Origin of the sequence: Streptococcus sp. HMSC076C08, assembly GCF_001810825.1 — a bacterium.
In the GTDB taxonomy this organism is placed as follows: Bacteria; Bacillota; Bacilli; order Lactobacillales; family Streptococcaceae; genus Streptococcus.
This window is the reverse complement of the sequence record NZ_KV802735.1, coordinates 221,314-233,799: the sequence shown is the minus strand read 5'-3', so window position 1 is coordinate 233,799 and position 12,486 is coordinate 221,314. Positions and strand designations below refer to the sequence as shown.

Genomic DNA, 12,486 nt, shown 5'->3' with positions numbered 1-12,486 from the left:
TTCAGATAAGAGTATCCGTTACTTTGATGCTAACTCAGGAGAGATGGCAACCAACAAGTTTGTCGAAGGTTCCCAAAATGAGTGGTACTATTTTGATCAAGATGGAAAAGCAGTGACAGGCTTGCAGCAGGTTGGTCAACAGACTCTCTATTTCACGCAAGACGGCAAGCAAGTCAAAGGAAAAGTTGTTGATGTGAATGGGGTTAGTCGATATTTCGATGCCAATTCAGGGGATATGGCTCGAAGCAAATGGATTCAACTTGAAGATGGAAGTTGGATGTATTTTGACCGCGATGGTAGAGGTCAAAACTTCGGAAGAAACTAATCGAATTTAGCTCAATAAAAATCAAACTTTATCTGATGATATACAAAAACGATAACACCTTAAAAGGACGTTATCGTTTTTTGCCTGTTTGGAGAATAAATTACAATTGAAAAGAAAGATGGAATCATTGGGAACTGTAATGAATTAACAAGGGACTCCATATTGGAATAATCTTTTTCTGCACTCTATTGTGGTATTCAAAGCAATGAGTATTCTATTTTTAAAGTTTGAAAATCCAAAAGCGTTTCGTTTGTGAACAATGACGCGGTTGTTAGTAGTTTCTATTCTTTAATTTGTACATTTGAGATAAGAAAGATTTTGCTTGATTATTTATAGAGGAGCTATTCTTCACAAAAAGGCTCCATAGATGCAATAGTGTTTTACTCTCTATATAAATTATAGAGCCGAAAAATCTAGGAAATCATCGCTTTTTTCATAAAAAAATGGTATAATGAAGGGTATGAAATATCACGACTATATATGGGATTTAGGTGGTACCCTATTGGATAATTATGAGACTTCTACTGCAGCCTTTGTAGAAACCTTAGCCCAATACGGAATAGAGCAAGAACACGACCGAGTCTACGAAGCTTTGAAGGTTTCGACAGCTTTTGCCATCGAGAAGTTTGCACCAGATATCGAGGATTTTTTAGAGAACTATAAAGAAAATGAAGCGCGTGAGCTAGAACATCCAGTTTTGTTTGAGGGAATTCCAGAATTACTCAAAGACGTTTCGGACAAGGGTGGTCGCCATTTCTTGGTTTCTCATCGAAATGACCAAGTTCTAGAACTTCTTGCTAAGACCCAGATAGCGAACTACTTCACCGAGGTGGTGACTGCCAGTTCTGGCTTTAAACGAAAACCAGATCCTGAGTCCATGATTTATTTACGTGATAAATATCATATTACATCTGGTTTGGTCATTGGTGACAGAAATATAGATGTAGAAGCAGGTAAAGCTGCTGGCTTAGATGCCTATCTTTTTAATAACGTTGCGACATTGAGACAAGCAATAGACATGTAAGAAAAGGGAAAAAATGACAGAAGAAATCAAAAATCAACAGGCACAGGATTATGATGCCAGTCAAATTCAAGTTTTGGAGGGACTTGAAGCTGTTCGTATGCGTCCAGGTATGTATATTGGATCGACTTCAAAAGAAGGTCTTCACCATCTAGTATGGGAAATCGTTGATAACTCAATTGACGAAGCCCTAGCTGGATTTGCCAGTCACATCCAAGTCTTTATAGAGCCAGATAACTCCATCACCGTAGTGGATGATGGGCGTGGAATTCCTGTTGATATTCAGGAAAAGACAGGACGTCCCGCTGTTGAGACCGTCTTTACAGTTCTTCACGCTGGAGGAAAATTCGGCGGTGGCGGTTACAAGGTTTCAGGTGGATTGCACGGTGTAGGTTCATCAGTAGTAAACGCTCTTTCAACGCAACTAGATGTTCATGTCCACAAAAATGGTAAGATTCATTACCAAGAATACCGTCGTGGTCATGTTGTTGCTGATCTTGAGGTGGTTGGAGATACGGATAAAACGGGAACAACAGTTCACTTCACACCAGATCCAGAGATTTTTACAGAAACAACAACTTTTGACTTTGAAAAATTAAACAAACGTATTCAAGAACTAGCCTTTTTGAATCGAGGCCTTCGAATCTCCATCACAGATAGGCGTGAAGGTCTCGAACAGACTAAACATTACCACTATGAGGGTGGGATTGCTAGCTACGTTGAATATATCAACGAGAACAAGGATGTGATCTTTGATACACCAATCTACACAGACGGTGAGATGGATGATATCACAGTTGAAGTAGCCATGCAGTACACAACCGGTTACCACGAAAACGTTATGAGTTTCGCCAATAACATTCACACCCATGAAGGTGGAACACATGAGCAAGGTTTCCGTACAGCTCTGACGCGTGTTATCAATGATTATGCCCGCAAGAATAAGCTACTAAAAGACAATGAAGATAACCTAACAGGAGAAGATGTCCGTGAAGGTTTGACAGCAGTTATCTCAGTTAAGCATCCAAATCCGCAGTTTGAAGGACAAACCAAGACCAAACTGGGGAATAGTGAAGTAGTCAAGATTACCAATCGCCTCTTCAGCGATGCCTTCTCTGATTTTCTCATGGAAAATCCACAGATTGCTAAGCGTATCGTGGAAAAAGGGATCTTGGCTGCCAAGGCTCGTGTAGCTGCCAAGCGTGCGCGTGAAGTCACACGCAAGAAATCTGGTTTGGAAATTTCCAATCTTCCTGGAAAACTAGCAGACTGTTCTTCGAACAACCCAGCTGAAACCGAACTCTTCATCGTCGAAGGAGACTCAGCTGGTGGATCAGCCAAATCTGGTCGTAACCGTGAGTTCCAGGCTATCCTTCCAATTCGTGGTAAGATCTTGAACGTTGAAAAAGCTAGCATGGATAAAATCCTTGCAAACGAAGAAATTCGAAGTCTTTTCACAGCCATGGGAACAGGATTTGGTGCAGAATTTGATGTCACTAAGGCTCGTTACCAAAAACTCGTTTTGATGACCGATGCCGATGTTGATGGAGCCCACATTCGAACTCTCTTGCTAACCTTGATTTATCGCTACATGAAGCCAATCTTAGAGGCAGGTTATGTCTACATTGCCCAACCACCGATTTATGGGGTTAAAGTTGGAAGTGAGATCAAAGAATACATTCAACCTGGTGCAGATCAAGAAATTAAACTCCAAGAAGCCTTAGCACGTCATAGTGAAGGGCGCTCAAAACCAACCATCCAACGTTATAAAGGTTTGGGAGAAATGGATGACCACCAATTATGGGAAACAACCATGGATCCTGAACATCGCTTGATGGCGCGTGTTTCGGTAGATGATGCTGCCGAAGCAGATAAAATCTTTGATATGTTGATGGGAGATCGAGTAGAACCTCGTCGCGAATTTATCGAAGAAAACGCTGTTTACAGTACACTTGACGTCTAAAAAATGTGGGAAATAGTTCCCTTGGTTTAAAAAATATGATATAATCATTACGATTGTTTCTAGTATAAAAGGAGTTTGATATGTCTAATGGACAACTAATTTATCTAATGGTTGCGATTGCAGTCATTCTGATCTTAGCTTATGTAACAGCCATCTTTTTACGTAAGCGTAATGTAAGCAGATTAACGGCCCTTGAAGAAAGAAAAGAAGAACTCTACAACCTTCCTGTAAATGATGAGGTTGAAGCCGTTAAAAACATGCACTTGATTGGTCAAAGCCAGGTGACCTTCCGTGAATGGAACCAAAAATGGGTTGATTTATCTCTGAACTCATTTGCTGATATTGAAAATCACCTTTTTGAAGCTGAAAGCTACAACAATTCTTTCCGTTTCTTTAAGGCAACACACAAACTTGATCAAATTGAAAGCCAGATTGGTTTAATTGAAGAGGATATTGCAGCTATTCGCAATGCCCTTTCTGAACTTGAAAAGCAAGAATCTAAGAATAGTGGACGTGTCCTTCATGCCTTGGACTTGTTTGAATCCCTTCAACATACCGTTGCAGAAGATTCTGAGAAATATGGGAAGGCCCTTCCTGAGATTGAGAAACAATTGGAAAACATCCAATCTGAATTCTCTCAATTTGTTACCTTGAACTCATCAGGTGACCCAGTTGAAGCGGCAGCAATTCTTGATTCAACTGAAAATCATATTCTTGCTTTGACACACATTGTTGAGCGAATTCCAGCTCTTGTTGAAACCTTGACAAAGGAATTGCCAGACCAATTAGCAGATTTGGAAGAAGGTTATCGCAAGCTGTTGGATGCCAACTACCACTTTACAGAAACAGATATCGAGTCTCGTTTCCAACTTTTGCATGAATCTCTGAAAAATAATCAAGAAAATATTCGTCAGTTGGAATTGGACAATGCAGAGTATGAAAATAATCGCATCCAAGAAGAAATCAACGCACTTTATGATATCTTCACTCGTGAAATTGCAGCTCAAAAAGTGGTTGAAAGTCTTCTTGCTACATTACCAACTTATCTCAACCACTTGAAAGAAAATAATCAGGTGCTTGTTCAGGACCTTGAACGCTTGACTAAAACCTACCTTCTTCCTGAAAGTGATGGCAATCATGTTCGTCGTCTTCAAGCAGAATTGGCTGCACTTGATACGGCAATCATGGAAGTGACAGAGGATCAAGGTGAGTCAACACAAGCCTACTCTGCTCTTGAAGAACAGTTGGAAATGCTTCAAAGCAACCTCAAGGATATAGAGGATGAGCAAATCTCAGTTAGCGAACGACTTGCGCAAATTGAAAAAGACGACCTCAATGCTCGCCAAAAAGCCAATGTCTATGTGAATCGTTTGCACACCATCAAACGTTACATGGAGAAGAGAAACTTGCCAGGTATTCCTCAAAGTTTCTTGAAGCTTTTCTTTACTGCAAGTCATAACACAGAAGATTTGATGGCAGAGTTAGAACAACCACAAGTGAATATTGAATCGGTTAAACGAATTCTTGAAGTCGCAACAAATGATATGGAAGCACTTGAAACAGAAACCTATGATATCGTTCAATATGCAACCTTGACTGAGCAACTACTCCAATACTCAAACCGTTACCGTTCATTTGATGAGCGTATCCAAGAGGCCTTCAACGAAGCGCTTGAAATTTTTGAAAAAGAGTTTGACTACCAGGCATCATTTGAAAAAATTTCACAAGCCTTGGAAGTTGCTGAACCAGGAGTTACAAACCGTTTTGTAACTTCATATGAGAAAACACGTGAAGCGATTCGTTTTTAAAAATAGAAGCTTAGAAGATTTCTAAGCTTTTTTATTTTTCTAAAAAGAAATCAGAATTCTTGTTTATCATTGAAATAATAGCCTCGATTTGATATGATGGAAATATGAAAAAAAATAGAGCGAAACGTGTTTCTCACGATAAAACGAGAAGGCTATTGCTTTCCCTTGTTGGAATCTTAGGAATTGCTACGATTCTATTAGGAAGTGCTATTGGTTATAAGCTACTACAAAAGCAATCTTACGAACAAAAAATTGAAGCGCTAAAAAGCGAAAAGGACCAGCAATTCAACTCAGGTAGTCAGAAGGACCATTTCCGAAAAGGTCAAGCTGAGGTGATTGCCTACTACCCTCTGCAAGGAGAGGAAGTCATTGCGTCTGTTAGAGAAAAAATCAACCAGGATATTAAAGAAAAGCTGGAAGATAAAGAGGACTTGGTCTTTTATTATAGTGAGCAATTGGATCCCGTCTTAAAGGGAGTTGTTGCTCGTAATATCAGCAAGCAAGTCTACGATTTGTCTGCATCAAAGGTTGAAGAAAAAGAAAAGACTTCTTTAGGGAAAATTTTCTTGACCGAAGATGGGAAAGCTTTTGACCTCAGTAAACTCTTCAAAGATGCAAGTAAGGCTAAGGAACTCTTACTGAGTCAAATCAAATCAACTCTAGAAGATAAGAAACTTGACCAGGCAAAAATTGATCAAGTTATAAAGAGCTTCACAGACCAAGAATTGACATCTTGGAGCTTTGATTATAAGGATAGTCAAATCATCCTTTATCCTGCTAATGCTGGAGAGACTGTTGAGGAAATTGCTTTGCCAATATCTAGTTTCTTTGATGTCATTGAGTCCTCTTATCTATTAGAAAAGGATGCTGAACTGTACCAAGCATACTTTGCTCAAAAAAATAAAAAGGTTGTAGCCTTAACCTTTGACGATGGTCCAAATCCTACTACAACCACGCAAGCTTTGGATACTTTAGCTAAATATGGTGTAAAAGCAACCTTCTTTGTACTTGGTAAAAACATTGCAGGTAATGAAAACCTTCTAAAACGAATGAAATCAGAAGGTCATGTTGTAGGAAACCACAGCTGGAGTCATCCCGTTCTTTCACAACTTTCGCTCGAAGATGCTAAAAAGCAAATCACTGATACAGAAGATCTGTTAACTCAAGTTTTAGGATCAAGCTCTAAACTCATGCGTCCGCCTTATGGTGCCATTACAGATGATATTCGTAACAGTCTAGACTTGAGCTTTATCATGTGGGATGTGGATAGTTTGGACTGGAAGAGTAAGAATGAAACAGCTATTTTGACAGAGATACAACGTCAAGTTCGTAATGGATCGATCGTTCTTATGCATGATATCCATGGTCCTTCAGTTAATTCTCTACCAAGTGTCATTGAGTATTTAAAGGGTGAAGGGTATACATTTGTGACCGTTCCTGAATTGCTCAATTCTCGCTTGAAGGCTCACGAGATCTATTACGATCGTGATCAATAATTGTTAAAATCTAAAGGAGCAAGTGTTCTGATAATCAGGATTTTGTTTCTTTAGATTTTCTTCACATAGAAAGGAAAAACGATGAAATCTTATACCCTTAATAATGGAGTTTCAATTCCTGTACTAGGATTTGGAACATGGAAAGCTGAAAATGGAGAGGTAGCCTACCAAGCCGTTTTAGAAGCCTTAAAGGCTGGTTATCGTCATATCGATACTGCAGCTATCTATAAAAATGAGGAAAGTGTTGGTCGTGCTATTCGAGATAGCGGTATTCCAAGACAAGAAATCTTTGTAACGACCAAACTCTGGAATACCAATCACAGCTATGATGAAGCTCGCCAAGCATTTGAAGAATCAATGGAAAAACTGGGATTGGATTATCTAGATTTGTACCTTATCCATTGGCCAAATCCAAAACCTTTAAGAGAAAATGACGAATGGAAAACTCGCAATGCTGAAGTCTGGAGAGCGATGGAGGATCTTTACCAAGAAGGCAAAATCCGTGCTATCGGCGTTAGTAATTTCCTTCCTCATCATTTGGATGCCTTGCTTGAGACAGCAAGAGTCATTCCAGCGGTCAATCAGGTGCGCTTGGCACCAGGAGTTTATCAAGAGGAAGTGGTTGACTACTGTAGAGAGAAAGGAATTCTCTTAGAGGCTTGGGGGCCATTTGGACAAGGAGAGTTGTTTGAACAGAAAGAAGTCCAAGAAATTGCTGCGAAGCATGGGAAAACAGTGGCTCAAATTGCCTTGGCTTGGAGTTTGGCAGAAGGATTTTTACCCCTACCTAAGTCCGTGACAGCCTCTCGCATCCAGAGCAATCTTGACTGTTTTGGAATTGAACTCAGCAAAGACGAGCGAGAAGTCTTAAAGACAATTTCAGTGACTTCGGGCGCACCTCGTGTGGATGAGATGGATTTTTAATTTTTAAAATCGATTTATACCGAATTAACAAAGACTAGGAATTTTAAATCCTAGTCTTTTTATGTATAAAAAATCTAAATTGTTTGTATAATGAAATAATTTTATGGATTGAAATATAGGAAAGAATTTAAAAAACTTTGGTTTGATGGGGCAAATAACACGAATTATAAAATTAAATAAGTAAAATATATACGTAAATATTACATTTTTGTGACAATTCAGATTTTTATGAAAATTTATGATTATTTGCGTTATAATAGGTATACTTTAAAGAAAAAGGAGATTATTTATGAATAGACGACAACGTTTTTCATTACGGAAATACAAATTTGGTCTTGCTTCAGTTTTATTGGGAACTGCATTGGTTTTTGGAGCAAGTCAAGTCAGTGCCAATGAGCAGAGTACAGGTGAAAATCAAGCTCAAACTCAGGAAATTAAGACAGAGCTAAAAGACGATAAACACTCAAACTCTTCTACTGACCAAACCAATACTAATGGGATAGCACCAGTAGTTGGAGAGAAACAAGAAGTTGAAACTTCTAAAGAGGATGCTAGTAAACAAGATGCTAAGGTAGATGCTCCGGTTGATAAAACTGCCGAAGCCCAAGAATCAGGAAAAGATAGCGCAGTTGCAAAAGAAGAAAATCAAGGTGTCGTTCAAAAAGAAACAACAGTCGATACCAGTACAGCGCCTGCTACTGAGAAGTCCTCTACCATAGAGAAAAAAGAGGCTAAAGCAACGACAGCTCCTAAAACTAATGGAGAAACAGCAACTACAGAAAAAGAACAAGAAAAAACTGAGTCTGCAAAACCAAATAGTCTTTCAAGCAATGATATCATCACAGTACCGAAAACTTGGAAGGCTGGTTACAAGGGGACAGGGACCGTTGTTGCCATTATTGACTCAGGGCTTGATTTGAATCATGAGGTTCTTCGAATTTCGGATCCGTCAAAAGCAAAATTTAAAAACAAGGAAGCTATCGAAGCAGCTAAAAAGGCTGCTGGAATCGATTACGGTAAATGGTATAGCGATAAGGTTGTCTATGCCTATGACTACTTTGACGGAACAGATAAAATCAAAGAAGCAGAAAGAACTTCTCATGGGATGCACGTAACAGGGATTGCAGCTGGAAATCCTGATAAAGAAGCACCGAATGGCGAAAAAGTTTATGGTGTGGCGCCAGAAGCCCAAGTCATGTTTATGCGTGTCTTTTCAGACCGCCAAAAAACGACCAGTTCTGCCCTTTATGTAAAGGCGATTGATGATGCAGTTGCCTTAGGAGCAGATGCTATTAATATGAGTTTGGGATCTAGCACTGGTTCTATGGTGGATGCTGGTTCCGATATCGTGGATGCCATCAAACGGGCTCGTGCCAAGGGAGTATCTGTTCTTATCTCAGCAGGAAACAGCAATACATTTGGAAATGGTTATTCAAAACCGCTAGCCGAAAACCCAGACTATGGCTTGGTTGGAAATCCATCCACTGTTGAAGACTCAATTTCAGTTGCTTCTGTCAACAATAAAACATTGACAACAGCCGTTTTTGAAGTTAAAGGTCTAGAGGGAAATGCCGGCCTTCATAACGGAAAATTTGATTATAATCAACCTGAAGCAGATAAGGACTTTGAAAAAGGAAAAGAGTACGAATACGTCGAAGCAGGGTTAGGTCGTGAAGAAGACTTTGCGAAGTTGGATTTAACTGGGAAACTTGCCCTCATTCAGCGAGGAGCTATGAACTTTTCAGAGAAGATCAAAAATGCACGAAAACACGGTGCAGTTGGTGCTTTGATCTACAATAATGTAGAAGGTGCAAACATCAATATGGCTATTGATGATGAAGCAAAGAAAATTCCTTCTGTATTTATTTCTAAACAGTATGGTGAAGCCTTAAAATCAGGAAACTACAAGATTGTTTTTAATGGTAAGATGGATAATCGTCCTTCTGATGTAGCCAATCAGCTATCTGACTTTTCAAGTTGGGGAGTGACTACCGATGGACAATTGAAACCAGATGTGACAGCTCCTGGTGGCAATATCTACTCATCCTTTAATGACAATACCTACGGTAGTATCAGCGGAACCAGTATGGCGGCTCCTCACGTTACGGGTGTTGCAGTTCTGGTTAAGGAATACCTTCAAAAACACCATCCAGAATTGACTCCTGAGCAAGTATCAGAGACTGTCAAGGCCTTGATCATGTCAACTGCAAAACCACATGTTAATAAGGACACAGGCACTTATACCTCTCCTCGTCAGCAAGGTTCTGGTATTGTGGATACAGCTGCTGCAGTGTCAACAGACCTCTATGTAACGGGTGAAAATGGTTATCCAAGCGTGACTTTAGGAAATGTTGGAGATCAATTTACTTTCAAGGTCACTGTACACAACATTTCAGATACTGACCGCACTCTCAAGATGGTGGTGAATACCAATACAGACGAAGTCCAAGATGGAAAATTCACCCTTCGACCTCGAAAACTAACGGAGACAGTCTGGCCTGAAGTGACGGTCAAAGCCCACAGCAGTCAAACAGTCACTGTTAAAGTGGATGCTCGAAAATTTGCTGCTGAACTCAGCAAACAAATGTCAAATGGCTATTTCCTTGAAGGTTTTGTTCGCTTTGTAGATCCAGCAGATGATGGGGATATTGTAAGTCTTGCATTTATGGGCTTCCGAGGTGAATTCCAAAATCTCCCTGCTGTCGAAAAACCAATTTACAATCTTGTCCGAGAAGGGAAAAATGGATTTTACACGGAAGTAGACAAAGAAAATCCCGCCGTTAACTACTCTAATGATGCTACCTATCTAGCTACCTTGCAAAATGACCTTCTAGTGTCTAAAGGTCAACGCCAAGGACGCCGAATTACTGTTCTTGGGATTGAACAAAATGCTGAAGGTAAGCATGTTCTTCAGTTGGACGAAAAAGGGAATGTCCGTATTGCCATTTCTCCAAATGATGATGGAAACAAAGACCTAGTTGAATACAAAACGGTTGCTTTGAGAAATCTTGTAAATCTTCGGGCTACAGTTTATGCGGCTACGGATACTAAGCATGAACATCCTATTTGGGAGGGCGATGCAAAGGATCTTCGTAAGAATTATTTTGATGGTGACAGTAGAAATCTGAAGAGTTATATTCTAGATAATACCGCTTGGAGAGGTCAGGATTTTGATGGCAATACTGTTGCAGATGGTTTATATGACTATGTTATTAGTTACACACCAGATGTTCCAGGAGCCAAAGAACAATACACGACCTTCAAAATTCAGATTGATACTCAAAAACCTGTCATCACAAGTGGTTATATTCGCTTTAAAGATGGAAATCAAGAATTCGTAGCTCGAAAACCAAAAGATGTGGGTCAAGGCGGTATCCTTTCAGAAAAAGTCTTCTATATCACACCATTTGATCAGAAAGGGACCATGGTTCTAACTGGGAAAGACCAGTCTGGAACTCGTGCGCTTGAGAACACCCATCTGATTAAGGCCAATGCTGACGGTAGTTATACACTTCCTAAGAATGTTGACAAGGCTAATATTTACTATCTTGTTGAGGACTATGCAGGAAATGTAGACTATATCTCACTTGCTGAACTTGTCCGCGATCAAAATAGTGGTCGAGTGAAAATTGCCTTGAAGGATGCAAAAACAAACCAGGATATTGATACCCTCTACGTCTATCGAATCAAAAATAGCAAGGGACAATATGTTGATGTTGACAAGACAAAAGCGATTCATTTCTTACAGTTTGGTCATTATACAGCAGAAATTTTCAGTTATGACCGAACAGAATTAAAATTTATCAGTGCTTTGTCCCAAGAGTTTGACTTGACGGAAGAAAATAGTTTCCAAACCATTACCTTCCTAGCAAATCTCCTAGAATATGCACCGGTATCTGTTTCCTTCAACCAAGCAGTTCCAAAGACGACTACAGTGGTTCTGAAAGGAGAAGATGGGACAAGTATCACTCTTCCTGCTGAAAAATACGGTCAATACGCCTTTGGTAAGAAAGTTGCTACAGGTCGTTATACTGTACAAGTCACCTTGCCAACTGGATATGAACTCCTTGAAGATCTCGTTTCCTTGCTCGTGAAGCCAGGTCGAAATAATGCTTTGCGTCTATCTGTTGTGTCTAAGTTGGCCTTGATTGCTGCGGTAAATCAACAAAAAGAACTGGTAGAAACGTCTCGTTACTTTAATAGTAGTGCAGATAAGAGAAAAGCTTATGACCAAGCTTTCCAAGTGGCACAGTCAGCCTTGTCAAGCAAGTTGAAGCAAGAATTGATTGATGGCGTTCTCGCTAGTCTTGAGGCTGCTGGTAAAGCTTTGGATGGAAAAGATTCGAACGTTACAGCCTTGAAAGAAGCTATGAAAGCTTACTACGCAACGACTAAAACTGGACGATATGCGAATGCCAAAGAAAAAGTACGTCGAGCTTATGATCGTGCCTTCCAAGAAATCGCCTTACTAGCTGTGGACCCTAGAGTCAAACAGGATCAAATTGACCAATCTCTCATTGCCCTAGCAACAGCTAAAAGTAAATTGAATGGCAAAGCTACAGACTTCTCTAGTCTGAAGAAACTGGTCAAGGATGAACGTCTTTTCCAAGAAAAGAACGCGAGATTTATCTATGCAGACAAGAAAGAAAAAGCAGCTTATCTTTTAACTTTTAAAGAGGCACAGGAACTCCTTAAAGATCCAGGAGCGAGCCAAGAAGATGTCAAAGATGCCATTACAGCCTTGAAACAAGCCAAGAGAAATCTACATGGCAAAAAAACAAAAGCGAAAAGACATCCTTAAACAGGACTTTCTGAAGCTTTACTGATAAATGAGTCTGGAACTTTGTTTTCAGACTCATTTTTGGTTTACACTAGCTAGAAAATCTGCTATAATACTAGCTAGGAAAGAAAGTCTTAGGGCGTTCTTCAGCGAGCTTGGGGTAGTGGGA

General features: G+C 39.8%; 6 protein-coding genes and 1 pseudogene. All 7 read left to right on the top strand.

The window, feature by feature from the left end:
• Positions 1 to 325, top strand: a pseudogene (locus HMPREF2766_RS07490) (hypothetical protein); the annotation flags it as partial.
• A gap of 460 nt (positions 326 to 785) precedes the next feature.
• A complete protein-coding gene (locus HMPREF2766_RS07485) occupies positions 786 to 1,349 on the top strand; it encodes an HAD-IA family hydrolase (RefSeq protein ID WP_025168831.1) in 564 nt (187 codons plus the stop codon).
• A 13-nt stretch (positions 1,350 to 1,362) separates the two neighbouring features.
• On the top strand, positions 1,363 to 3,309 hold the full coding sequence (gene gyrB / locus HMPREF2766_RS07480) for a DNA topoisomerase (ATP-hydrolyzing) subunit B (RefSeq protein ID WP_000134077.1): 1,947 nt from the start codon (positions 1,363 to 1,365) through the stop codon (positions 3,307 to 3,309).
• Positions 3,310 to 3,389: 80 nt separating this feature from the next.
• Positions 3,390 to 5,117: a septation ring formation regulator EzrA gene (gene ezrA / locus HMPREF2766_RS07475; protein WP_070569004.1), complete on the top strand. Its 1,728-nt coding sequence runs from the start codon at positions 3,390 to 3,392 to the stop codon at positions 5,115 to 5,117.
• Between the two features lie 104 nt (positions 5,118 to 5,221).
• Positions 5,222 to 6,613, top strand: coding sequence for a peptidoglycan-N-acetylglucosamine deacetylase PgdA (pgdA, locus tag HMPREF2766_RS07470; RefSeq protein ID WP_070569001.1), 1,392 nt, complete (start codon positions 5,222 to 5,224; stop codon positions 6,611 to 6,613).
• An 81-nt stretch (positions 6,614 to 6,694) separates the two neighbouring features.
• Positions 6,695 to 7,537, top strand: a complete 843-nt coding sequence (locus HMPREF2766_RS07465) for an aldo/keto reductase (RefSeq protein WP_070568997.1) — start codon at positions 6,695 to 6,697, stop codon at positions 7,535 to 7,537.
• Between the two features lie 289 nt (positions 7,538 to 7,826).
• Positions 7,827 to 12,338 (top strand): S8 family serine peptidase, encoded by a 4,512-nt coding sequence (locus tag HMPREF2766_RS07460; RefSeq protein WP_070568994.1) that lies wholly within the window; start codon positions 7,827 to 7,829, stop codon positions 12,336 to 12,338.
• Positions 12,339 to 12,486 lie beyond the last annotated feature (148 nt).